The organism is Parafilimonas sp. (assembly GCF_047606085.1).
GTDB lineage: Bacteria > Bacteroidota > Bacteroidia > Chitinophagales > Chitinophagaceae > Parafilimonas.
Genome location: NZ_JASGEX010000092.1, coordinates 14,177 through 38,710 on the forward strand (window position 1 = coordinate 14,177; position 24,534 = coordinate 38,710).

The following is a 24,534-nucleotide window of genomic DNA, read 5'->3' on the forward strand; positions in this document are numbered from 1 at the left end:
AAAATAAAGCCCGCAAATTTAATGATTTATATGCTGTTTAAGGGTTTAAATAAAGTATTTTTTGCACGTGTGAATGTTAATAAACCTCATCCTCATTCCTTCTCCAGAAATGAAGGGGATGCCCCTGTTTTAGTGTCATCATAAACTCGTGCATGGGGTTGCGAATATTTTTAGGTGCGCTTAAATATTTATTATTACGCTACGCTTACAGGATTTTTTATTTGGTTTAGCAGCAATGTTTTTTTATGGCAGTCCGCCGCGGCGGATCTCAACACTTGTGCAATATAGACCCCGAGGGTTTTTGAAACCCTCGGGGTCTATAGCTTAAGCACATTATAATCTATTCCAAAATATTTTTTTGCATAATCTTCTAATGGCTCAAGCCCAACAGATGCCCTGCGTTTATTAACATTTGGTTCGTCTATAATCGGATAAAACTCATTTTTACCAGTTTGTTCATTTCTTCTAACCTGACTGCCATATATTTGAGGTTTGCCCTGATTGGTTAACACTCGGTCTTCAAGCAGCGCTAATTGCTGGGGCTTGGCTTTCCCTTCTTTTACTGCTTCTTGCATTTTAGGCAAATAAGTTACTTGCGTCAGTGAATCAGCATGCTGAACTACTAAAAAAATTGTTGATGCTCCCTTTTCACCAACTACATCAGGTCCGGGCCAGCCATGCATATCAATAATATGTTTCACCCTCATTAAGTTCATTGAATCATGATAACCCATTATATTCATCAGAGAATCCATTTGTTTTGATTGCCATCCAAATTGTTTCCGGATCGTATCTATATTTAACCTGTCGCCTTGATCTTCTTTGAATATCGTATCAAGCAAAGCAATCAAGGGTTTGCTAAGGTTGCTTGCTGCGTTCTTCTTATCTGACATTATCTGTCCAATGCAATAACCTGTCATTAATACACAACAAAGAATTAATACTATTTTTTTCATTATGTAAACAAGTGTTTGTAATACCGCATCTGCAACCGACAGGGATGACAACCTTTTGAAAGCAATCAGCTACCCGCATTCAAATTATATAAACATTTTCGAGGCAGGGCATCCCTCCCGATGCATCGGGAGGGAACGAGGGTGAGGACAACTACACTTCCTGTATATCATATACCACCACCTTATTCCAAAGCCCGCTGTAGTTTTTAATAAACGCCTGGTGAATGGGATGATTTTGATAGTTTGCCTGGTCGGCGAGCGTATCAAAAAACATCAGTTCGGAAACGGCCCAGGATGCATCTACCACATCCCGCTTTTCGGTATCAGCAACAATGCCTACCTGTAATTCTTTTATCAGGGGAATTTTTGATAAAGTTTTTACACCTTCCACCAGCTTATCGCGGTCTTCAACAGAGCCGGCATTCTTAAGCCAGAAAAATACATGATGCGCTATTTGTTTACTTTTCATTTTGAGTGGTTTTGCGTTCAAAGCTAAGGCAGCGCCGCCTCCTGCTGATGTAAGTATAAATTTTCTGCGGGACGATTTTTTCATTGATAAGTATTTGAAGTGGGTGCTACACGTAAGTTTATAACCGAATATAAATATGTAAAGGATAATTAATCAAGATTAATTTCTTTATATCACAAACATACAAATTGAACTATTGTTTATTATCACTGTACATCTGAGATTTTGCCTATTTCTAAAATCTTCGCATTTTCTGGCAAAATATTTTTGAAGGTCTTTCAAATTCAGTATGGACAAGGGTTTCAGAGAAAAAATAAGAAATTCAACTTTTGAATTTTTATCCTTTATGGTCTGGCTTGTCTGGTGTCATGTCAATTATAAATTTTCTGGTAAAATAGATTACTTTTATAGCTAAAAAGGCTATGAAGAAATATAAAATTACCCTTACAGAGGAAGAAAATAGAGGAGTTAAAAGGGATAATGCAAAAAGGTAAGCACAATGCGAAAGTTGTTAAGAATGCCCTGATCTTACTGAATGCAAATGAAGGAAAGTATGGGAAATCCAAGAAAGATGAAGACATAGCGGATTTTATAGAAGTAACAGTAAGTACAATAGAGAACATCCGTCGCAGGTTTGTAGAAGAAGGATATGAGGTTGCTTTGTACGGCAAACCAAAAGAGCGGGAATATATAAATAAAGTAGATGGGGATATTGAGGCATATCTGGTGGCACTGAGTTGCAGTAAGCCACCATTGCATCAAGTGCTGCTGATCTAAAATCGAAAGCTGCAGGAATTGTTGCTGCTAAGTATGGAAGTGAAGAATTATTTGAAATCACTGGTATTGAATATTTTTCTGTTCAAAAAGGGCTTGCTGCAATTGTCATTTATAAAACTAAAAGCGGAGAAACAAACAACTTTGCAATGGTCAGGGGTGTAAAATCAAATATTAAATCGCTGTCCTTGGTAACCAGTACCAACAGAGGAAACTATGTAACTGCAAATGAAGTAAGTAATTCTGTGCCATCTGATAGTGCAGTTACTATTAAAATTTCTTGCACACGCACTGGCAGTTGCGAGTGTAAAGTTGAAGGAACGATCAATTCTAATACTGGTGTTATAACTTGGCAATGCAGTTGCGAAGATTGTGATGCTACAGTAACTTATAGTTGATCTTAAAATTTCCAATCATTACCTTTCGATATGCGCACATTTTTTTCCTTTTTTTTTATTTTTTCTGGATTAACGTTTCATGTACTGGCACAAACAGATACCGCTTCCAAAAAAGCTATAACAATAAATGCAGCAAAAGCAATTTTCTTAAATGCAAATAAAGACACCCTTACGTCTGATGAATACATGAGATTAGTAAATTCTGGTTTATATGCCATTAGTTATAAACAGTCAACTAATCAGCCAACTGTTTTTATATTGGATTCAACAGATCTGCTAAAATCAATTGGTAAAAAATTGCCAGAATTAAAATTCACTTTATTAAACGGAAAAAAGGCTTCTATAAAGAAAGGCCACGCAACTATTATAAATTTTTGGAGCACAACCTGCAAACCTTGCATAGAGGAGCTTGATTCTTTAAACGTACTATCTAATAAACAACAAAATGTAGATTTTTTAGCAATAACCCCGGACTCTATTAGTACAGTTCATACATTTCTGCAAGGCAGACATTTTAATTATAAGATAGTTTTTCTCAGCAATCAGGATATTGAGACCTTGCTTAAAGTGAGCGTGTACCCTACTCATTTTTTAGTTGATCCAAACTATGTTTTAGAAGATGTATATGTAGGAAAAGAACCAGCTACCTATAAAAAAATCAGAAACTTTATCAAAAAATATAAATAGCCCAGATAAACAACTTTAGATAAGGCCTGAAGGTTTAATAACCATTATTACTGACTGGTGCCAATCCGGCCGGCCCGCGGCAGCGGCCTGACCGCAGAATGAAAGCGCATAAACTGCACATCTCCCAACCATCATCCATCACACCGGCTTTGCCGTGCTTTGCTGCATATATTTATGGGTTCTCTCGCTTACATTTGCTGCAATCAAGAAAGAAAAATGAAAAAGTTTTTACTCCTCCTGTTATTATTCCCTGTTGCAACGGCAATGCAGGCCCAGTCGAAAAGAGCCAGGGCAAAGGCGGATAAAATCATTACCGCAAATATTGAGTCGCACATTAATTACCTGGCAAGCGACAAGCTTGAAGGCAGAAGGGCGGGCAGCCCGGGCGAAAACCTGGCCATGCAATACATCAGCAATATGTTTGAGAAATACAGGCTTTCGCCCAAAGGTGATAATGGTTTTATTCAGGCGTTCAATGTGAGCGAAGGCAATGCATACACCTCGCCCGATAATCATTTTTCTGTAAATAATGAAAAGCTTGAGCCCAAAACAGATTATTATCCTTTGTCTTTTTCAGCAAATACGGCTGCCAAAGGCAGCGTTTCGCCCATGCTGCGGGAGAAAGGCCAGATATGGTTCTGGAATGTATCGGATGTGCTGGAAGATAATAAAGGCAATCCACATTTTGATATGGCCGGTGCAGTAAAAGAAGAAGCGGAAAAGGATGCAAAGAAAGGCGCAACGGCTTTAATTGTGTATAACAGTTCCAATTTAGCAGATAATGTGCTGTTTGATAAGTTTGATACCACAGCGACAGTGGATATACCGGTGATTTATGTAACGCAGCAGGGCCTTCAGAAATATTTTGCTGATGTTACGGGCTATTATGACCTTGACCTGAATGTGCACCTGCAGGCTGATAACCGCAAGGCGCATAACGTGGTGGGTTATATTGATTTTAATGCGCCCACCACTGTGGTGATAGGCGCCCACTACGATCATTTAGGCTATGGGGAAGATGGCAACAGCCTTGATGGCGCCGGCCAGATACATAACGGCGCAGATGATAATGCAAGCGGCACCGCCGCCATGATGGAACTGGCAAGAATTTTATATAACACCAAAGCAAGAAACAATAACTACCTGTTCATTGCTTTTTCCGGGGAAGAATTAGGCCTGCTGGGGTCAAAATACTGGCTGCAGCACGCCTCAGCCGATATCAATATGAATTATATGATTAACCTGGATATGGTGGGAAGGTATTCGGCTGATCGCAAGCTCACCATTGGCGGTTATGGCACTTCACCCACATGGGGAGAGGTTTTTCAAACCACAACCGATCCCAATCTTGAAATAAAATTCGACAGCAGTGGCAGCGGCCCAAGCGATCATGCGGCTTTTTATAACGATAGTGTGCCGGTGCTTTTCTTTTTTACCAACAGCCATGCCGATTACCACAAAGCCACAGACGATGCTGATAAAATAAATTATAAAGATGAAACGGAAATAGTGGATTATATCGTAAACATCATTAATGCAGCCAACGATAAAGGCAAGCTTGCCTTTAGTAAAACAAAAGATGCGGAAATGCGCATGGTGAGCCTGCCTGTAACATTAGGCGTAATGCCGGATTATGGCTTTACCGGCGCCGGCATGCGCATTGACGGTGTAAGCAAGGGCAAAACGGCTGAAAAGATTGGCCTTAAACCCGGCGATGTTTTATTACAGTTGGGCGATTATAAATTTGTGGATGTGCAAACCTATATGCAGGCATTGCAGCATTTTAAAAAAGGCGATAAAACAACATTGATTATTTCAAGGGATGGAAAAGAAAGCAGCTTTGATGTGCAGTTTTAGGCTGGCGCCGTTACTTTAAGGCATTCCAGCCCTGCGCCGTAATATCAAAAACATTTCCACCTTTGCTTATTAGTTTGCAGCCTTCGCTTTGATCAGCCATATAACCAACTATGCTGATATTATCGTTCAAAACAAGTTTATCATAATCATCCTGCTTCGCCGTAAAAATCAGTTCATAATCTTCACCGCCGTTAAGCGCACAAACGGTGGGATCGAGCCCAAACTTAAAAGCAGCCAGGCGGGTTTCCTCGGCAATGGGCAACTTATCTTCATACAGCCTGCAGCCCAGGTTGCTTTGGTTACTTATATGTAATATTTCGCTGCTTAAGCCATCGCTTATATCCATCATGGCAGTTGGCACCATGTTTTGTTCAGCGAAATATGCTGTTATATCCTTCCTTGCCTCAGGCTTTAAAAAACGGCCGACAATATAATTTTCCCCTTCCAGGTCGGGCTGCACCTGCGGGTTTTCGAGGTAAATGCCTTTTTCCCTTTCCAGTAATGTAAGGCCTAAGAATGCAGCGCCCAAATCGCCGCTTACACAAATCAAATCGCCTTTATTCGCGGTGCTTCTTTTTACAAATTTATCAGGCGCCATTTCCCCTATTGCCGTAACGGAAATAATAAATCCTTTTTGGGAGGAAGATGTATCGCCGCCAACCAGATCAACATTATATTTTTCGCAGGCCGCATAAATGCCTTCATAAAATTCATTCAGGGCTTCGAGGCTGAAGCGGTTGCTTATGCCAATGCTTACGGTAATTTGCGTGGGCGTTGCATTCATGGCATACACATCGCTCAGGTTTACGATCACGCTTTTATAACCCAGGTGTTTTAAAGGCGTGTACATTAAATCGAAATGCACGCCTTCAATTAACAGGTCGGTTGTAACAACGGTTTGCCTTCCGTAATGATCAATTACGGCTGCATCATCGCCCACCCCAACAATAGTGGATGCATTATTTATTTCAAAGTTTTTTGTGAGGTGATTGATCAGGCCAAATTCTCCCAACGTTGATATTTCTGTGCGGTTACTCATTGCTATTTACGATTTACGATTTACGATTTTAGCCTCTGCTATTTTAATGGGTTAATTATTTATTCTGATTTCCGGCTGCGCAAAGTTTTCAGGCTTGCAACAATAATGGCCAGCAGTTCATCACCTTCTTTATGCAAAAGATTTATTGATTCGCCAAACGAAGGATTTAATTCAACTATCATTTCAAGAAAAAAAGTTGACTCATCCAATTCTTCTTCAACAATCTTAAATTTATTTATAAAATCTGCGTGTGATTTTGCCCGGCATGCAGCCCTGTAATTTGCTGCTGATGAAGATGCGGAACGATTACCCTGATCAGCATAATTTTTATTAACAATATTATACGGAAGGCGTAAAACAAGCTTTGCATAGTCCAAAGCATATTGCTTTAATCTGTGCATTAAAATTTCTTTCGTCATTTTGCTAAAGATTTAGAATTTACAATTTATGATTAAAATTTGTTTTGAATTATACACATATAAAGCAATCAAACATAAATAAATCGTAAATCCAAAATCGTACATCGTAAATCATTCCACCTCTCCGCCCTGTACCACTTTTAATAATGCATCATGAATAATGCCATTGGTAGCAATTATGCCTGGCTGGTAAGGGTTATAAGGATTGCCTTTCATATCTGTTACTTTTCCTCCGGCTTCTTCAATTATTAAAAAACCAGCGGCGCTGTCCCAGGCATTCAGCTTATGTTCAAAGAAACCATCAAAGCGGCCGGCAGCAACATAGCAGAGATCAATGGCGGCGCTGCCCAGCCTTCTCACCGGCACGCCTTTTCGTATGAATTTGCCAAATACTTCCAGCGGGCCATTCGGCATATCAAGATACGTGTAAGGAAAACCCGTAACGAGGCAACTGCTTACCAGTTCTTTCCTTTTGCTTACCTGTATGGGCTGCCCATTCAGTGTGGCGCCTTTGCCGCGCTCTGCAAAAAAGAGCTCATCTATAAAAGGGTTATAAACAGCGCCCAGTTCCATGCTGCCATCTTTTTCTATGCCAATGCTTACACAGCATACCGGTATGCGGTTGGCATAGTTTACGGTGCCGTCAATAGGGTCAATTATCCATTTATAATTTGAATCCTGTATGATCTCTCCCGATTCCTCACTTAAAATATAGTGGTCAGGATAATTTTTTCTGATGATCTCAAAAATAACTTCCTCGCATTTATGGTCCACTTCTGTTACCAGGTTGTTGATCCCCTCTTTATTGCTGATAGAAAAATTACGGGTGGAATAGTCTTTCATAATTGCGGCTGCTGTTTTAACCGCATCGAATAATACCTGTTTAAGCATGTGCAAATATACCTGACTTTATTTTCCAGAAACCCGTTTATCCTTATTGATTAGTTAAGAGGGAAATGAAATTGGTATGCTGATGTAAAATTTCCGTAGTTTCGTAGTTTGAATAAAGACCACATGGATGGCATTATTTGACATCAAACTTCCTGAAACTATTCGTGCACGACTTGGCCTGCCACAAAATGATTTTAAAAGGCAGCAGGAACGTGTTTTAAGGAAATTGTTACATAAAGCAAGGTTTACCGAATTTGGCCAGCAATACCGTTTTGATGAGATTGCCATCCGGGAAAACTGTGTGCAGTTATTCCAGGAAAAAGTTCCCCTGTTTAACTATAATAAAATTTATGATGCCTGGTGGCACCGTTCTTTACAGGGCTATCCGGATGTTTGCTGGCCGGGCAGAATAAAATATTATGCTTTAAGCAGCGGCACCAGCGAGGCTGCCAGCAAATATATTCCCATCACAAACGATTTGCTTAAAGGCAACCGCGTAGTTATGATGCGGCAGATACTTTCTTTGCGCAACTACAGCGATATTCCTGTACGTTCCATAGGCAAAGGATGGCTGATGCTGGGGGGCAGCACGGCTTTGCAAAAAGGGGCGGGCTATTATGCAGGCGACCTTAGTGGCATTACGGCTAAAAAAGCACCATTCTGGTTTCAGCCGTTTTATAAGCCGGGCAAAAAGATTGCAAGGCAGCGCAACTGGAACCGTAAGCTGAGGGAAATTGTAAAGAAAGCGCCTGAATGGGATATTGGCTTTATTGTGGGCGTGCCGGCCTGGATACAGATGTGCATGGAAATGATAATTGAGGAGTATAACCTGAAAACCATTCATGATATATGGCCCAACCTTGCGTTTTATGTGCATGGCGGCGTAAGCTTTCAGCCGTATAAAAAAAGTTTTGAAAAGCTCCTTGCCAAACCGCTTACCTATATTGAAACTTATCTTGCCAGTGAAGGCTTTTTTGCTTACCAGGACAGGCAGAATGCAAAAGGCATGCGGCTTGTAACCAACGAACATATCTTCCATGAATTCATCCCGTTTGATGAAAAGAATTTTGATGCGAACGGAGACCCGGTGGCCAATCCGCAGATTTTAACTGTTGCAGAAGTAGAGGAGCATAAAGATTATGTGCTGGTAATAAGCACCAGTGCAGGCGCCTGGCGGTACATTGTGGGCGACACCATCCGCTTTACCCACAAGCAGCGCTGCGAAATAGTTATTACGGGCCGTACCAAACATTATTTAAGCCTGGTGGGTGAGCACCTGAGTGTTGAAAACATGAATAAAGCCATTGAGTTTGCCAGCAGCGATATGAATATTTCCATTCCTGAATTTACGGTTGTGGGTGAACCGCACGAAAATTTATTTGCCCACCATTGGTATGTGGCCTGCGATGATGCGGTGAATGCAGAAACCCTGCGCTTTAAGATAGATGATTATCTTAAACAGCTCAATGACGATTATGCCACGGAAAGAGGCCATGCGTTAAAAGAAATTTTTCTGGATGTGCTGCCTGAAAAAACGTTTATACAATTCATGCGCTCGCTGGGCAAGATAGGCGGCCAGCATAAATTTCCCCGCGTATTGAAAGGCAAGATGCTGGAAGACTGGAAACTTTTTTTGGCAAATGAACTGGTGCCAAAACAATAATTAATGCTTTAGCGGCCTTTTCTTAATCATGCCGCCCTTAGTATCTTTTACGCTATTCATTACAATAAAGGCCCCGCTGTCTATTTTATCAATTTCTGCAGTAAGCTTGCTTAATTCAAGGCGCGTTATAACGGTATAAAGAATATCCCTTTCCTTATTTTCACCGCTTTTGCCAAAGCCTTCGCTGCCTTTATAAATAGTAACGCCGCGACCCATTACATCAATTATCATTCTTTTTATTTTTTCATTATGAACAGATATGATGGTAACGCCTATGTACTCTTCAATGCCTTCAATAACAAAATCAAGTGTTCTTGACGCAGCCAGGTAAGTTATCATGGAATACAATGCTGTTTCTATGGTAAGAAAATAAGCGGCAAAGGAAAAGATGATCGCATTTACGATAATGATGATATCGCCAATGGATACATTTAATTTTTTGCTCAGGAAGATGGCAAGTATTTCCGTACCATCCAGCACAGCCCCGCCGCGTATGGAAAGCCCGATGCCCGCTCCAAGAAAGAAACCGCCAAAAACAGCTACCAGCAATGCATCATGCGTTATTTCAGGCAGCTTTAAAAATGCAACCACAACGGCAAGCCCGGTTATGGTAATAATTGTTTTTATGGCAAATATGCGGCCAATGGTTTTATAGCCAAGCAATACAAACGGGATATTCACCAATACCAGCAAAGCCGAAACGGAAGCGCCTGTTACTTCGGCAGTAAGCAAAGAGATGCCTGTGGCGCCGCCATCAATAAAACGGTTTGGCAGCAAAAAGCTTTTTAACCCGCAGGCCGCCGAAAATATACCGCAAATTATAAGCGCCCAGTTTCTTATGCTGCGTATAATATTTTTCTTTAGCTGCTTCTGCCCTTTTGCAATTTCAAAAGAAGAATATGCAGAGCCTTTCTTCTTTGTTCCTTCCCAGTTATAAAATATAATAAGCCACCGGTAAAATTTATGCATAAGCTGCAGCATTGAGTTGTTCCAAATCTAATAAAATAAAAAACTCTGAAGATAAATTGAAAGATATTCCCGCAGTTCTTTAATGTGTTTTTACCTCACCGCACAGGCAACATAACCTGCCTTGATTGCTGTTAACCATCTGTCATCCACAGTTTTCTTTTCAAAAGCATTAAAAATGCCTGGTAAGATATTTATCACTAATTATAAATTAAAATACTAATTGCAATCCGTGTTATCTTTAATCAAATTTATTTCATGGTTATCAGGTTGCCTTTACGGTTTGAAGGAAGCAAAGGAGAACAAAATCTTTATGCATTATTTGATAGTGGCGCAACTTATTCCTGCATTAATGAAGAAATAGCAGAAGGGCTTGAAGTGTTTACAACACTTCATACACCCATGCGTATGGCAACCGCTACTGCTACTACAATCATGGAAATCAAGAATCGTGTAACGCTCGATTTTTATCATTATGACACAAGGTTAACGGATGAATTTTATGTAATACCCGATTTGAGCGAACAGGTAATAATCGGTGCTTCGACCATGCAGAAATGGAGAATAAAACTTGATTTTGAGAACGATACTATTATTCTTGACCCAACGGTTGCGAAGGCAATTTTAATAAACCTTATAAAACATTAATCCTTTTATATCTTTTACTTCTTTTCATCTAATCTGTCTAACCATTGCCTGGCAGTAATATCATCCTGCACGGTTGATTGCATTAACAAGTTAGCGCCTTTGGGAATATTGAGCGGAAATACGCAACGGCTATAATAGTTCAGTTGCTTTAACGTGTTTTCATCGTTGGCAAATGCATATAAAAAGCCCAGTGTGGTTTTGGCGGGGAGATAATTTTTATCGCTCGCTTTAGTAAGCATCTCAAAAGCCTCATTGCAATCCAGCCGGTCATTCTTTCCCTGCAATGCAAGGTTGGCATACTGAAACATGGCCTGCGGGATTTCCTGCTGCGCCAATGTTTGGTAAATATCGAGCGCAGCGTCTTTATTATTGGCTTTTAATAAATCCCTTGCATTGTTTAACTGCTGCTGTTGCTGCGGTGTTATACGCGTTAAAGAATCAGTGAGCAATGTTCTTCCGGCAGTATCACGGATATTGTTTTTATGGTTTAACTGGATGGCATATATAAAGATGGCTGCTACGAACAAGCCGGCAAGTATCCATAAGAAAACTTTAGGCGCACTGCTTTTCTTCTTTTGTATAAGTATATCTTCCCCTGAAGTGGTTTGATAAGAGGTAACGGTTATTTTGCCGGAACGAAACTGCTGCAATTCATTTTGCAGGTTCCTGTTCTGTTCAAGCAGCTTACGGTTTTCCTGCTGCAACAATCTGATCTGGTCTGAAGCTTCGCCTTTTGCAAAGAAAACACTGTTTCTCACAACAAAGTCATGCAAGGCCATGCCGCTTGCAAACCTGTTTTCAGGCTTCTTCTCAAGACAGCGATATACCATTGTAAACAGCCACTCCGGTATCAGCATTTCACTTTCTTTCTTCTCACTATTCCATGATTCCGGCAGCGCCTTTCCACGCAGCGCAAAAATATTGGGCGGCGTATTTTCCATGTGCGCAAGCATTACGGCATTGCGGGATGTTTCGCCTTTATCTTTTAACGGAAAGGGAACAACGCCGGCAAGGAGCTCAAACATCACCACGCCAAAACTGTACACATCTGTTTCAAACAACATGCGGCCTTCATTTTGTTCAGGCGCCATAAATTCTATTGCGCCCGCATGGCGCAGGCTGGTGCGCCTGTCTTCATCGCTCATGATGGCCAGGCCAAAATCAAGTAAAACATAATTGCCGGTACGCACATTAAATTTTATATTATTGCTTTTTATGTCCCCATGCTTTACATTAAAGCGATGGCAATGCGCCAGAGCGCCGGATAACTGTTCTGCTACCTTCAAACATTCTTTTATAGTAAAAACAGGGTCGTGTGGCAGCTTTAATAATTCTTCCAGGTCAGGCCCTTCAATAAATTCCATTTCAATGTATGGAAAATTGCCTGTTTCCGTTACGCCGGAGCTGACGAGCTTTACAACATTGGGGTTGGGCTGCTCATTCACTTTTTTTAATTTCTGTACTTCATTCTGAAAATGGGTAAAGTTTTTATCATCGGCTGTTTCACTGTAAATAGGCGTGGGCAACAGTTTAATGGCGGTGATAATTTCGCCCATGCGCCGGCCTTTATACACAGATCCCTGGCCGCCTGTTTTAAGGGCACCCATAGTTTCCAGGCCTGATGTTATCGTAAAAACTTTACTCATTAATGTACCGGATAAACATTTATTTTAAACTATACAAAACGGCTTCAGCCTGCTAATAATACAAATATTTTCTTTGGCATACATGTTCATGCCAGACGATTTTTATTTTTATTCATACAATTGCGCTACGCTTTGTGCCGGGCGGTTGCTACCGGTCTGACGCTTTGAAGCGTCTGACCGCGTTCCTGCTCTGCGAAGTCTCCTGACCATAGCTGTTCGAAACTATTTTCTTAAAGCCTCACAGAGGCTTAATGTGTGTACAATGCTGCCCGTAATGTTTCTTTACCGTTCCATTGGAACGGAACGTTTACGCGCTCCACACCTACGGTGTGGAATCCCCCCTGGCACAATTATTTCCACACACGTGGGCGATTCTATGGATCGCGGATCGCTAATGCAGGTTTCGAACACTTGTGGTGCCCGGACTTCACAAGCCTTATGCGCGAAGTCTCCAACTTCACATAAACACATCGTTCATTATTCCGAATAACTAAACTCCAGCAATGCCGATTCACCCAAAATCACCTGGTCGCCTTCTTTTAAATGATAACCCACTTCCGTAGTGATCAGTTTTACTTCTGCGCCTTTTTCAGGTTTCACTTTCACTTTATTTGCCGGCGGAATGCCGCCTTCATCTGCATATAAAAAAAATGCGCCAAGCTCTTCATTCCACTCAATATGCGCATGCCGGCGGCTGATGGATTTATTGCTCTTGTTGCTGCTGCTGTCAGTAAAAGCGATGTGGTTCTGGCGCAAATAACCATCGGCAACCTGCACATTTTTTTCACGGCCGATATTAATTTTTTTACCGGATGATGTAAGCGTGTAAACGGCCTGCTCCGCTTCACCATTCAATACCTTCAGGTAGGCAATTGCTTCCCGCCTGATAGCAGGCCGCTGCCGGGTTGATATAAATATAGCAGCATCAAGGCTTGCAGATTGTATAGCTTCCGGCGGCACCTCTTCCTCACAAAAAACCTGGAACTGCCAGCCTGTATGGAGGCTGATATCAAAATCATCGGCTATGCGCTGTATTTCTTCTCTAAACTGTTCGGTATCGTTTATATATACAGCGCTCTCGTATAAAAATTTATCCTGCGCATGGCAGTTGATATATAAATGCATGCCTTTAATATCGGCGCCTTCGCCTTCTGCTTTTTTTAATTGATCTTTAATAAAATCAAGCAGGTCGCTCCTTAATGTTTTTACATCTTTGGGCTGTTTGTCTTTTTTTAAGAAGCTAAGCATATTATCATTATTTATTGTTGATTATTTGTATTGGGCTGATCACGGTTAACCGCAAGTTGTTGCTTTGCTATAACCGGCTCTTTCTTCACCGGTTTCTTTTTATCTTCTCCAAAACCTTTTATATAACCCATCTGTTCTAATACAGGAACAACATGTTTACCGGCAAGCTTAACCGCCACGCTTGAGCCCTGGCAGCTTTCAATGCGCACACAAACCACTATGTTACCACTGTCTTTTGGATTAGGTGCGAAGAAAACGTAAAGGCCATCGTTCACCCTTTCATTTTTCACAATACGCTCCGGTGTGCCTGTTTTGCCGGCAACGCTTATTCCCAATTTTGAAACTTTAGGAAGGCTTTGCTCGATCATATATTTTGTCATCAGCTTCGATGCAGAATCATTCGTTAACTCAATGCCCGGCGCCAGCTTTGTTTGTTTACCGCTTACTTTTAAAACATAACGGCTTTGCATCATCGTGCCGTTATTGGCAATACCAGATGCCACACGGGCTACGGCGGCAGGTGTGGCAATTAACTCTCCCTGCCCCCAGGCCATGCCCGAAATGCCTTTACCTCTTGTTCTCCTGATGTTAGAGGGGTTATACGTTTTTAAACTGGCAAACTCGGTTTTACGCCATATATTTTTCCATGCCTCTTCCTGTTTTTTATTATTCATGTCATAATCATAATAATAGCCGCCAACGCCATGCAAAAACATGCCTGATTTCAAATACAGGTCGCCCATGTATTCCTGCAACTGCGATTCATTGGCAAGCCGTATAAAAAATGAATTATTTGATCTTACAATAGCACGTTCAATATTTATATTACCCGCTTCATCAGGCTCATAACCTTTGGTACGTATAAGGTCTGCGGGATATACCTTAATAATTTTTTTTGCAGCAGCGAGGCCTAATTTATTAAATGCGGCAAGCGCCGTAACAAGCTTCGCCGTTGAACCAGGCTGCGATGCTATGGTGAAGCCAATATCGTTATCTGTAATCCAGCCTGGCAGTTCATTTTGCTGCTGTGGGGAAAGATTAAGCTGATCCCAGTCGTTCACAGGCGGCAGGGGGTAATTGGCTGAAGCCAGCACATCGCCGGTTTTATCTTCCATCACCACAACGGAAACCCGGTTGTTCACCAGCGAATCGTCGCTTTGCAATGATTGCTGTATCCTTGTTTGCAGGGCGGCATCAAGCGTTAAATGCACATCGCGGTTTTTATTTTTGAATGCATCCACAGCAGCGCTGTTTATACCGGCAATTAATAAGGGCGCCAATGCGCTATAATCTTTCTTTTCCACACTCATCTCCGTTGATGTTTCCGGCAGAAAACGTTGCTCATGAAAACGTGTTGCACTTACGGAGAAACTGTTTTTGGGAACAGGGAAACCACGCATCTCAGCCGCTTCGCAGTATTCGGCAAAATAACCATTGGATGCGCCATTGAATACATTGGTATTGGCATCGCCCGTCCAGAAAAACATTTGTGCGCCGAAAGGATAATAACGATCCTGCCGTTTATAAAACATGGCATTAATATCTTCTTCCGGTATGTTCAGGGCCAGCAAAGAATCGCGTTGTGTATTGATTAAATCCTGGTGGCTGGTGGCCAGTATGCGGCCATTCCTGTCCAACAAATTACCGGCCTGCAGCCTGTTCATTAAGATGCTGATGCGCGGGTTATAACTGAACATTCTTGCGCCGCTCCTGTCTGCTACCAATGCCGGCTGCACAATCCACTGCGTATTATTGAATAAATATTTTGAGACGCTCACGCCAAGCAGTACAATGCCCGCACATGCGGCCATTAATGCGGGCATAAGGTTTTTATCCTGTTGCTGCGATATAAATTTCATTTGCACAGGCGAGCCCTGCACCGTTGAGGCAGATAATAAAAATCCTGCTGCCAGCATATTGACTATTAATGACGAGCCGCCATAACTCATGAACGGCAGGGCCACACCCGATAAAGGCAGGGCGCCCACTGACCCTCCTGCAATCAGCAAAAACTGAACAAAGGTGGCAATACCGATTCCCGAGCATATATAAAATAAAAACGGCCGTCCCGAATGCCGGCCTATAACAATGGAACGGTGCAGATAAATGAAAAACACAATGAACACGCTTATAATTCCCATGAAGCCAAACTCCTCTCCCATGGCCGGCAATATCATATCTGTATGCGCTTCCGGGATTGTTTTAGCAAACCCCTCTCCTGCGCCCTGCCCGGTTACGCCGCCGCTTGACATGGCCCAGATTCCGTTTGCAATCTGGTCGCCGCCAAACACTTCATTATTCCATGGATCCTGCCAGATAGCTTTACGATCAATTAACCTTTCCATAGGCCCGGGAAAATATTGTGCGATCAATGGTATTGTATCCAGCAGCAAAAATGCTGCAATAACCACCAAAGCCATCACAGACGATTCGCTTAATTTCTTTGTAACCGCCAACGTGTAGATAACAAAAAATACAGCGGTAACAGCCGTAGCTGTTAATACATTATCCAGTAACCAAACAGCGAGCACATAAAATAATACAGATATAATTATATGCAAAAAATCGCCCCTCGAAAAAGAAAATAAAATAATAAAGGTGAAACAGCAAACCATGGCCGGGCCTAAATCGCCCAGCATTAAAAAGAGAAATATGGTTGCGAGTATGGCAACTAATGCAAACACAAAGAACCGGCTTCGCTTTGTCCAGGTAAAATAAGAAGAAATAAATTTTTCATTGGTGGCAAAGAAACCGGCAAGGAAAAATACAATAACAAATTTTACAATTTCACTTGGCTGAAAACCAAAGAGATTTACTTTAACGCCGCTGCCTTCAGGGCCGGTACCAAACATCAATGTCATGGCAAGCAGGCCTGATGCGATAACAGCCCAGGGCCATCCGTTTGAAGCAAGCTTCATTTTGCTGAAAACAAATAAGCGATAGCGTTTTGAATCGGTTGTAAAACGCTTTAGATCGAATAATAACAACAGGATCATCCCAAGAATGCCGGCAATAAAATAGCCGGTTGTATTTCTTGCCAGGAACCAGTCGCGCAAGGGATCCTGCAGGCTAAACAAGGTTATAAAAGATAAACCGGTAATCACCATTACGGCCGGAAGTATTAGCTGGTCAGCATGTTTAAACCACACGCTCATAATTATATGCAATAAGAGAAATCCTGCAATAAAAGAAATGGAGATGATCCAGAACCATTGCATTACTTCATCCGGGGTTCTTACAATAAACGCTTTTTCTTTTTTTAATGAACTGAAATCTTTTGTTGAAAAAAGTTTTAAGCGATGCGGTGAACGGTAGAAATTAAACGATGCATCATGGTCTAATTTTTCTATGCCCTGCGCATAACCGAAAGCATAATTCATTTGCAGCGGAAGCACCTGGTAGGTTTTGTTGTCCGGAAGGTTTTTGAAAGAGAAACGGCCCTTTGCATCTGTTTGTGTATAGGCAATCAACGATTGCAGCTGTTTATTGTTTAATGAATCAACGGCATAGGTTTTTCTTACCGTGATGGTACTCTGCTGCAGCATGCTGTCAATCTCTTCCACGGTATTGCTGTATAAACTATCCTGCGGTAAAACCAGTTGCAGACGAACAATAACATTTGGCACAGCAGCGCCCGCCTCCTGTATTAACCCGTTAATGCTATGGCTGCCTGCATGCAGATCGTTAACTGAATTAATGGCGGAAGCATTTTTCTGCTGCCATGCAAACAGCGCACTGTCTTTACCGGTTATGCCCAGGGCCATTCTTTCGCTCCTTACTCTTTTCTTAAAAGATTCGCCGCCCTGCGCCAGGGCTGTTTCTGCGGGAACACTGTATTGTTTTTTATTGAGATCGCCTATATTATCTATTGCAACGCTGTCTGCCAGCCTGGACTTTTCAAAAGTTGAACTAATCAGGTTAATATCTTTTTCATCGCTGAAGTAACGGCCCTTTTGCAGCAGCATTTGCATGTTCCTGGCATAGTGTGCATCATTCAGGTTAATCATTGTGCCATTTTTCACACGTTCCGGAACGTCTTTAAAACCGGCATGTATAACCAGGTACATTTTATAAAAAAGCACAGCCATTACCGCAGCTATCAGCAGCAAGAAAATTCTTTCCGTATTCCTGTTTATATGCGGGCCTGCTTTTGCATTCATCTTTCGTGAACAATGGTTTTAGCGGAATCAATTTTTAATAAAGCGCTGTCTGAAATAACGCCGGATACATATATATCACCGGGCAGGCTTACAGCATACAAAACAGGCGCAATACAGTTTTTAAACCGTACATCTTTTAAATGCACAGACGTATTGCGGGCAATGAATGCTGTATTAAAGCTTTGAAATGTTATACTGTCGAGCAGCACATATTTGCATTGCGGGAAGAAAATAAAAGCTGCTTCGTTATAACCTGAATCGGCAACGAATGTGGCATTATTGCCGTGAATAATCAGCGTATCTGCCTTTATAAGCAATGAATCGTTTATAACGATTTTAGGGTTATTGCCAAAAAGGGTTCTTAATGAAATAATATTTGATTTCGAGTTCCTTATGCTGTCTGATAATTGTACAACCTGGCTGTTTCTTGCAACCGCAGGTTCATCTGCAATAACGGTTTGTGTATTATCTTTTATAAAATAATCCTTGTAAATAAACCAGGCAAGCGCAGCGAGCAGCAGCAGGAAAAGCACTATCAAAAAACGAGCGCCTGCGCCGCTGCTTTTCTTAACCGCCACTTCCTTCTGAATGTATTCCACGCGCTGTGGTTCTGTAATTACTTCCTCCGCACCTGCCTTCTTTACAACGGGCCTGGTTGCTTCATACTGTGAAGGCGATTTATCATTCTTAATTAAAACAACGGTTATATTATCTTTTCCGCCGGCAAGATTGGCGGCATCAATTAAAGCGGCAGATTTTTCTTTCAGGCTGTGCGATGAACTTAAAATGCCGGCGATGGTGCGGCTGTTAATCATATCATACAGGCCATCGCTGCAGAGCAATAAAGTATCACCCGGCAAAAAAGGTGATTCGCCTGTTTCAATATAATCTGATTCCAAAAATTTTTCTTCATCAAAGCCCAATGCTTTATTGATTTCATTTCGTTTGGGATGGCTCATCGCGGCTTCTTCCGTTAAGCGGCCGCTTTCCTCCAAAAAGCCGACAAAGGAATGATCATGCGTAACCTTTACCAGCGAGTTATCACGAAAGAGATATAATCTTGTATCGCCCACATGCGCGTAATAAAATTTGTTTTCATTTATATCAGCCAGTGCAAGCGTTACCACGCAAGCCATTTGGGCATGTTCCGCGCTTGTTTGTTTTTTTTCAACAATCTTTTTACTTGCCCCGGCCATTGCGGTTTTCAGTATATCAATTATATCGCCCGAAGCGTTTTTTAATGTATTAAGAATAGCTGTACGGGCAAGCGCTGCCGCCACTTCACCGCCTTCATATCCGCCCACACCGTCAATAACACAGCCAACAATATATTTATCATGTACGATCGTCTGGGCAATAAAGTTATCTTCATTATTGTCGCGCATTTTGCCTGTATCCGTATTGCCGTAAAAGTTATCAGCCATCGTTCCTGTGCGTTTTTTTTACATCGCGAAAATTCGCAGCCAGCAGCAACAGGCAAACAATAAACAGCGATGATGAAAGAATGATATTTAGCATGGTTGATGTTTTTTGAACATTTTTTTCGTCAAACGTGAATCGTCAAACGTGAATGTAACAATGTTCATTTTTTTATATTCCCAATTGATATTTATACTTCGAATTATCAAATTACTTTAAACAGACTGCCTTCAACACCTAAAATATTTTGACTGCTGCATTCCAAAAAACCTTTCAGGGTTTTCACGTTTGACGATTGACGTTTCACGTTCATGATTTAAAAATATTCACGCCCACAATACCATTCAGCACAATACGTGAATTAAGCGGCAACGGAACCCATACCGGGTTATCCATATCGCTCGCCACTACTTCATTTTCATTCACCAGCGTTTTTTCCCCAAAAGAAGCGAGATAAAATTTATGGTCATCCTTATTAAATTTCACGCGCAAATGCGGCGTATTCACCCATTCTGACGGTATGCGGAAAATATCTTCCTTATCAGCAGCTTCATCCTTACCTGAAATAAGCACATCCGGTTCGCGCATGTAATATTCAATTTTTTTCCCTGCAAATTCTTTATCAGGCACAATCGTCTCAAACCTTGCAAGGAGCTTAGGCGCACCGTTTTTTACAACTGTATCCTGCATGCGGAAATGCGGGTTGTAAGCAATTTCATAATAGCCGTCGCTGTAAAAGATAAAGCCATCCAGTAATTCGGGGTTTACATCAAAGGTTTCCGCAATACCCGTTTGCCTTGGAATGAAAGTAACGCGCACACTTTCTTTTTTCTGCTGCAGGCTGCCTGGCATTAGTTTGCCGATTACACTTTTATCGCCGGGCAAATATTCAGGATGCGCTGCAAAACGAAACACCCATTTATTGGAAGCCGGCGCTACTATTTTTCCTTCATTGTGGCAGCGTTCGAGAATATTGTAAAACTGTTTTATACATTCCTGTACAATCAGCCCGAAAATGCCTTTTTTATTTTGCGCGAACTGGTTGTAATCATCTTCATTAAAACACACGATGTATTCATGAAAGAAAACAACGCGGTTAGCGAATGAGAGCTCTTTTATGGAATCTTCAAATCGCTGAACAATATATTTATATACATCAGCAGCAGTAAGCGGCTGCGTTTGTTTTACATTATAGGTTGCTTCACGTTTAAGGAACCATTCGTGAAAGCCCATGCGCTGCCAGAAAGAAGTTTTAGTTTTCATCTAATCTTTATTTTTTTTACCGAAAAGCCTCTTAAAAAAGCCGGGTTTTTTTTCAGGCTCTTTATTTTGAGGCGCCGGATTTACCGTTCTTTTCACTTTACGCTCTGCTGCAAGGCCCTGGTTTAATACAGCCGTATCGCTTGCCAAAACATTTATTATATGACCGTTGTATTGCTGAACATGCTGAGCGTTATTCAGCCAGATGGCATGCGATTCACTGTGCAAAACCTGTTTATTGCCAAGCGTAGCAGGCTCTTTGCCGGAAGCCACAAACAGCGAATCCCAGGTTTGGCCGCCGTCTAAAGAATAGATATATTCTTTATTCCCAACATCGTAATATATATTTTTCTCCGGATAATAATGAAATTCATAGTCTTTCTGCAAAACACTGTTACAGGAAGAAGCCATTAAAATAAAAGCCGTAGAAAAACAAAACAGTATGGCAGATTGTTTCATGCACAAGGTTTATCTCAAAGATTATTCCACTAAAACGAAAATTATAAGAAATACTTATACGGACAAACTTTCAGAACTGTTAGAAGAAATGTAATTTATGAAAAAAGGGAACAATACGCAAACCCTCAAAGTTTTTTGCGTTTGGCGATTTATACAAGCCGCTCATCATCTTATTAAAACAAAAGTGCCCTTTTTAAAGTAAGGCTTGTTATTATAATCTGTTGCCGCCACAACGTAAACGTAAGTGCCGCTTGGTTGTTTATTGCCATTGTATGTGCCATCCCAGCCTTTGTTTGGCGTTCCGGTATTGAAAAGCAACTGGCCCCAGCGGTTATAAATTCTCAGGTAGGAAAACTGTTTCATCCCGGCAACTGTTATTTTATATACATCGTTCACACCATCTCCATTGGGTGTAAAAGCTGTGGGTATAAATACTTCGGGGCCTGTTTCAAAAATATATATCTTAATGCTGTCGTAACTGTAGCAGCCTTCCGGCGTGCTTACCTTCACGCTGTATGTAACCGTATCGGGCCCGTCTGTAAATGTTGCAACCGGATTGGCTATAAACGGATTGCTTAAATTAGATGAGGGTGACCATTCATAATTGGTGCCGCCTGTTGCATTAAGCTGCAATGGCTGCTGCCTTACAATAACCGTATCGTTACCGGCATCAGCAATTACTTTTGGAATAACGGTTACCACAACCGAATCGCTTACAGGTTTGGGGCAGCCAATTGTATCTGTTACCGACAGCACATACGTTGTTGTTGATTGCGGCCCGGCAATGGGCGATAAACTTTCCGGATTAATAAGCGAGCTTACCGGCGCCCATGAAAAGACGGAGCCTTCAATGCTTGCATTCAACTGGGTTGTATTACCATAACAAATACTTACATCGCTGCCGGCATCAGCAGTGGGATATGGCGCTACCGTTACGTTCATTGCATCTGTGGCCGTGCATTTTCCTACAGAAGCCGTAAGCGTATATTGTGTGCTTGACAAAGGAGCAGCCATGGGCGCCTTTGTGGTATCGCTGCTTAAGCCGTCTGCCGGCTGCCACAAAAAGTAAAGTGCATTGGTTGATGGCGTAATCTGTATGCTGTCGGTTTTACAGATAGCCGTATCGGCAGGCAGTTCCAGCAATACTTTATCAATAACATTCACGGTAACCGAGTCTTCTGCTTCGCAACCTTTATAATTTACCGTGAGATTATAGACAGTGGTTTGTTTTGGGTAAACATAAGGATTGGCGGTATTGGCATCAATTATATTATATGCCGGCAGCCAGCTAAATGTGGCGCCGGCTGTGGTGGAAGATGCATTCAGCCTTAGCGTGTCAATGCTGCAGATAAGCGTATCCCTGAAGCCGAGAGATACATCGGGACCGGTGCTAACATCAAGCGCTTTGGTAGCAGTGTCTATGCAACCTTTGGAACTGGTTGAGATCAATGTTATTGTTTTTTGCCCGGTATCTGTATAATTATAAACAGGGTTTTGGATGGTATCGTCCAATGTGCCGGTTTCGCCAAAATACCATTTCCATGAATCCACATAACCATATTTTGTGGTGGTGAGGTCTGTGAAATTGTATGGATTGAAGATGCAACTGCCATCAATGGAAAAATCTGTGGCAAAGCCCGGGTAAATTTTCACTTCCGTTTCTGCGGAATCTTCGCAGCCGGCCGTGTTTTGCGCTTTTAGTTTAACCGTGTAAACGCCTGTATCAGGATAAGTATAGGTGGGCTGCGCTTCTGATGAAGTATCTGTGGTTAAAGTGGTAACGCCAAAATCCCAGAAATATGTATAGTCAGCGCTTGTGCCTGCCCCATTCACAAAGGTAAAATCAAAGCCATCGCAGGATATATAGGAAGAATCTAACCGGGCCCCGCCTGTTTTACAGTTAGAAACCTCAAGGTGCAATTCTTTTCTTGTATGCCCGATGTAAACACCGTTCCGGTATTCGTCAATGCAAACGGCAGCTACATAGGTGCCTGTGGTTGCAGGGGCGGTGCCGGAAAATATGCCGGTTGCCGGATCAATGGAAGCGGCCGAGCCAAGCGGCTGGGAACCTGAATACGGAGATGTATAGGAAATAGAACTGTATGGCGGCGCCGGGGGATCTTCTACTACGGGCTCTAACTCGGTGCCCCCGGTTAAGCCGCTGCATAATGAATATACGAGGGAATCGCCGTCTATATCTTCCGCAGAAAAATCGAAGGAGAAAGGCGAGCTTACGCAAATGGCAGAAGCATCATTGAAGCTAAATACCGGGCTGTTATCCTCACTGTTGCTTCCGCCCGGTATGCTTAGGGTATAAGTTAGCCCAACTGTATTGGACGAAGGCACATTTTCAATGCCGGAAATGCGGCAGCACCGCTGCACCGTAAGCACATAACCGCTTTCGTTTTCGGGAACGCCAATGGTGGTAGTATATACAGCCACAAGATAACATACATCGGGCGGGTTTTGAAAGCAGGGCCCGAAATCGCTTTTTGATTCTTTAGACAAGCTTGTTTCAGCAACGTATTTAACCATTAAGGAAGACGTGGAATTACCGGCAAATACGGCAAGATAAATACCTGCATCCACCTTTTCGGCCTGGTCGCAATCAGAATACTGATAAAAGGAAATTTTGTAATTAAGCGTGCTGCCTGTTTTACCGGTATAGGTATATTTCATCCAGCCGCCTTTAAGATGATCTGCATAGGATTTTTGTGCTGATAATAAACATACCAATACAAACAATAACTTAAAAATATGTAAATGCCTATGCCACGTCATCTATAAAATTCTTCAATATTGCATTTAGCTTTTCCGGCGCTTCCAGCATGCTTGCATGCGCCATGTTTTTCATAATGTGAATGTATGCAATTTCAGGCTCATGCACCTGTTTTAAAACATCGCTCAAGGGGGCAGCCATATCTTCTTCCCCCAAAACAAATAAAACAGGCGATATATTGTTTCTGAGCAGATAGGTTTTATCTGCCCGGCCCATCATGGCATAATAATACTGCTGCAGGTTTTCTTTTTTAAAATGCTTCCCGTCTTCAATTAAACGCTTTACCACTTCAGCATGTTTTTCCTTAAAAGCTGCGGTAAATAAATTGGGGGTGACCGTCTTTAAAAAAGCATAGCTTCCATAGGCTTCCATTATTTCAATGGCGCGTTGCCGGTTTTGTTTTTTCTCCTCATTATCAGCATAAGCCGTTGAATGCACAAAGCCAAACGCTTTTAATTTATCAGCATATCGTTCAGCAAACGATAATGTAACATATCCGCCCATGCTGTGGCCAAGCATGATGCAACGGCCTATATTTTCATTTATAATTATTGCATAAACACTATCTGCCAGTTCATCAATGCTTAAGTTCCCTTTACCGGTTTTGAACAATCCCGATTCGCCGGAGCCGGGCAGATCGGGCACGATCAATTGAAAATAATCTTTTAAAAAATTAAACTGATTACGCCATATCGTATATGTTTCAGCAAACCCATGCAATAATACCACAGGGAAACCTTCACCATAAACATGATATGACAAAACAATATTTTTATAAGCAATATTTTTTTTCATT

General features: G+C 41.8%; 18 protein-coding genes and 1 pseudogene. 5 read left to right on the top strand and 14 right to left on the bottom strand.

Annotation, left to right across the window (positions count from 1 at the left end; all coding sequences use genetic code 11):
• Positions 1–317 precede the first annotated feature (317 nt).
• Both QM629_RS07960 and QM629_RS07965 read right to left on the bottom strand, forming a co-directional pair.
• A complete protein-coding gene (locus QM629_RS07960) occupies positions 318–956 on the bottom strand; it encodes a DUF6624 domain-containing protein (protein WP_415158946.1) in 639 nt (212 codons plus the stop codon).
• Between the two features lie 151 nt (positions 957–1,107).
• Positions 1,108–1,425 (bottom strand): Dabb family protein, encoded by a 318-nt coding sequence (locus QM629_RS07965; protein ID WP_415158948.1) that lies wholly within the window; start codon positions 1,423–1,425, stop codon positions 1,108–1,110.
• A gap of 627 nt (positions 1,426–2,052) precedes the next feature.
• Here QM629_RS07965 and QM629_RS07970 point away from each other — a divergent pair.
• The 3 genes and pseudogenes from QM629_RS07970 to QM629_RS07980 form a co-directional block, all read left to right on the top strand.
• A pseudogene (locus tag QM629_RS07970) lies at positions 2,053–2,178 on the top strand (IS630 family transposase); the annotation flags it as partial.
• Positions 2,179–2,627: 449 nt separating this feature from the next.
• On the top strand, positions 2,628–3,284 hold the full coding sequence (locus QM629_RS07975) for a TlpA family protein disulfide reductase (protein ID WP_415158950.1): 657 nt from the start codon (positions 2,628–2,630) through the stop codon (positions 3,282–3,284).
• A 216-nt stretch (positions 3,285–3,500) separates the two neighbouring features.
• Positions 3,501–5,141, top strand: a complete 1,641-nt coding sequence (locus tag QM629_RS07980; RefSeq protein WP_415158952.1) for a M28 family peptidase — start codon at positions 3,501–3,503, stop codon at positions 5,139–5,141.
• Positions 5,142–5,151: 10 nt separating this feature from the next.
• Here the strand turns inward: QM629_RS07980 and thiL are convergent, their stop codons facing one another.
• The 3 genes from thiL to QM629_RS07995 all read right to left on the bottom strand — a co-directional run bounded on the left by thiL (position 5,152) and on the right by QM629_RS07995 (position 7,490).
• Positions 5,152–6,180, bottom strand: coding sequence for a thiamine-phosphate kinase (thiL, locus tag QM629_RS07985; protein ID WP_415158954.1), 1,029 nt, complete (start codon positions 6,178–6,180; stop codon positions 5,152–5,154).
• Positions 6,181–6,239: 59 nt separating this feature from the next.
• The gene (locus tag QM629_RS07990; protein WP_415158956.1) at positions 6,240–6,599 is read right to left on the bottom strand and encodes a four helix bundle protein; all 360 of its coding nucleotides are present in this window, start codon (positions 6,597–6,599) and stop codon (positions 6,240–6,242) included.
• 111 nt (positions 6,600–6,710) lie between these two features.
• Positions 6,711–7,490, bottom strand: a complete 780-nt coding sequence (locus tag QM629_RS07995; protein ID WP_415158958.1) for an inositol monophosphatase family protein — start codon at positions 7,488–7,490, stop codon at positions 6,711–6,713.
• 127 nt (positions 7,491–7,617) lie between these two features.
• Between QM629_RS07995 and QM629_RS08000 the strand changes: the two genes are divergently transcribed.
• Positions 7,618–9,153: a GH3 auxin-responsive promoter family protein gene (locus QM629_RS08000; RefSeq protein WP_415158960.1), complete on the top strand. Its 1,536-nt coding sequence runs from the start codon at positions 7,618–7,620 to the stop codon at positions 9,151–9,153.
• On the opposite strand, the gene QM629_RS08005 is transcribed toward QM629_RS08000, so the two are convergent.
• Positions 9,154–10,122: a YitT family protein gene (locus QM629_RS08005; RefSeq protein WP_415158962.1), complete on the bottom strand. Its 969-nt coding sequence runs from the start codon at positions 10,120–10,122 to the stop codon at positions 9,154–9,156.
• Positions 10,123–10,377: 255 nt separating this feature from the next.
• Between QM629_RS08005 and QM629_RS08010 the strand changes: the two genes are divergently transcribed.
• A complete protein-coding gene (locus QM629_RS08010; RefSeq protein ID WP_415158964.1) occupies positions 10,378–10,767 on the top strand; it encodes a retropepsin-like aspartic protease in 390 nt (129 codons plus the stop codon).
• Between the two features lie 14 nt (positions 10,768–10,781).
• Here QM629_RS08010 and QM629_RS08015 read toward each other — a convergent pair whose 3' ends face one another.
• The 8 genes from QM629_RS08015 to QM629_RS08050 form a co-directional block, all read right to left on the bottom strand.
• Complete coding sequence (locus QM629_RS08015) at positions 10,782–12,413, bottom strand: protein kinase domain-containing protein (RefSeq protein WP_415158966.1); 1,632 nt, start codon at positions 12,411–12,413, stop codon at positions 10,782–10,784.
• 477 nt (positions 12,414–12,890) lie between these two features.
• Positions 12,891–13,661, bottom strand: coding sequence for an FHA domain-containing protein (locus QM629_RS08020; protein WP_415158968.1), 771 nt, complete (start codon positions 13,659–13,661; stop codon positions 12,891–12,893).
• Positions 13,662–13,672: 11 nt separating this feature from the next.
• Complete coding sequence (locus QM629_RS08025; protein ID WP_415158970.1) at positions 13,673–17,821, bottom strand: FtsW/RodA/SpoVE family cell cycle protein; 4,149 nt, start codon at positions 17,819–17,821, stop codon at positions 13,673–13,675.
• The gene (locus tag QM629_RS08030) at positions 17,818–19,245 is read right to left on the bottom strand and encodes a PP2C family protein-serine/threonine phosphatase (RefSeq protein WP_415158972.1); all 1,428 of its coding nucleotides are present in this window, start codon (positions 19,243–19,245) and stop codon (positions 17,818–17,820) included. Before QM629_RS08030 ends, QM629_RS08025 begins: the two co-directional genes overlap by 4 nt.
• Before the next feature lie 304 nt (positions 19,246–19,549).
• On the bottom strand, positions 19,550–20,503 hold the full coding sequence (locus tag QM629_RS08035) for a hypothetical protein (protein ID WP_415158974.1): 954 nt from the start codon (positions 20,501–20,503) through the stop codon (positions 19,550–19,552).
• Positions 20,504–20,959, bottom strand: coding sequence for a hypothetical protein (locus QM629_RS08040; RefSeq protein WP_415158976.1), 456 nt, complete (start codon positions 20,957–20,959; stop codon positions 20,504–20,506).
• Positions 20,960–21,124: 165 nt separating this feature from the next.
• Positions 21,125–23,740, bottom strand: a complete 2,616-nt coding sequence (locus QM629_RS08045; protein ID WP_415158978.1) for a T9SS type B sorting domain-containing protein — start codon at positions 23,738–23,740, stop codon at positions 21,125–21,127.
• The gene (locus QM629_RS08050) at positions 23,727–24,533 is read right to left on the bottom strand and encodes an alpha/beta fold hydrolase (protein ID WP_415158980.1); all 807 of its coding nucleotides are present in this window, start codon (positions 24,531–24,533) and stop codon (positions 23,727–23,729) included. The genes QM629_RS08045 and QM629_RS08050 overlap by 14 nt, the downstream gene beginning before the upstream one ends.
• Between the last annotated feature and the right edge of the window lies 1 nt (position 24,534).

Excerpts from the sequence above, each read along its gene's own strand:
- QM629_RS07960 (WP_415158946.1), bottom strand. The coding sequence starts at position 956 with ATGAAAAAAATAGTATTAATTCTTTGTTGTGTATTAATGACAGGTTAT.
- QM629_RS07965 (WP_415158948.1), bottom strand. The coding sequence starts at position 1,425 with ATGAAAAGTAAACAAATAGCGCATCATGTATTTTTCTGGCTTAAGAAT.
- QM629_RS07975 (WP_415158950.1), top strand. The coding sequence starts at position 2,628 with ATGCGCACATTTTTTTCCTTTTTTTTTATTTTTTCTGGATTAACGTTT.
- QM629_RS07980 (WP_415158952.1), top strand. The coding sequence starts at position 3,501 with ATGAAAAAGTTTTTACTCCTCCTGTTATTATTCCCTGTTGCAACGGCA.
- thiL (WP_415158954.1), bottom strand. The coding sequence starts at position 6,180 with ATGAGTAACCGCACAGAAATATCAACGTTGGGAGAATTTGGCCTGATC.
- QM629_RS07990 (WP_415158956.1), bottom strand. The coding sequence starts at position 6,599 with ATGACGAAAGAAATTTTAATGCACAGATTAAAGCAATATGCTTTGGAC.
- QM629_RS07995 (WP_415158958.1), bottom strand. The coding sequence starts at position 7,490 with ATGCTTAAACAGGTATTATTCGATGCGGTTAAAACAGCAGCCGCAATT.
- QM629_RS08000 (WP_415158960.1), top strand. The coding sequence starts at position 7,618 with ATGGCATTATTTGACATCAAACTTCCTGAAACTATTCGTGCACGACTT.
- QM629_RS08005 (WP_415158962.1), bottom strand. The coding sequence starts at position 10,122 with ATGCATAAATTTTACCGGTGGCTTATTATATTTTATAACTGGGAAGGA.
- QM629_RS08010 (WP_415158964.1), top strand. The coding sequence starts at position 10,378 with ATGGTTATCAGGTTGCCTTTACGGTTTGAAGGAAGCAAAGGAGAACAA.
- QM629_RS08015 (WP_415158966.1), bottom strand. The coding sequence starts at position 12,413 with ATGAGTAAAGTTTTTACGATAACATCAGGCCTGGAAACTATGGGTGCC.
- QM629_RS08020 (WP_415158968.1), bottom strand. The coding sequence starts at position 13,661 with ATGCTTAGCTTCTTAAAAAAAGACAAACAGCCCAAAGATGTAAAAACA.
- QM629_RS08025 (WP_415158970.1), bottom strand. The coding sequence starts at position 17,821 with ATGAATGCAAAAGCAGGCCCGCATATAAACAGGAATACGGAAAGAATT.
- QM629_RS08030 (WP_415158972.1), bottom strand. The coding sequence starts at position 19,245 with ATGGCTGATAACTTTTACGGCAATACGGATACAGGCAAAATGCGCGAC.
- QM629_RS08035 (WP_415158974.1), bottom strand. The coding sequence starts at position 20,503 with ATGAAAACTAAAACTTCTTTCTGGCAGCGCATGGGCTTTCACGAATGG.
- QM629_RS08040 (WP_415158976.1), bottom strand. The coding sequence starts at position 20,959 with ATGAAACAATCTGCCATACTGTTTTGTTTTTCTACGGCTTTTATTTTA.
- QM629_RS08045 (WP_415158978.1), bottom strand. The coding sequence starts at position 23,740 with ATGACGTGGCATAGGCATTTACATATTTTTAAGTTATTGTTTGTATTG.
- QM629_RS08050 (WP_415158980.1), bottom strand. The coding sequence starts at position 24,533 with ATGAAAAAAAATATTGCTTATAAAAATATTGTTTTGTCATATCATGTT.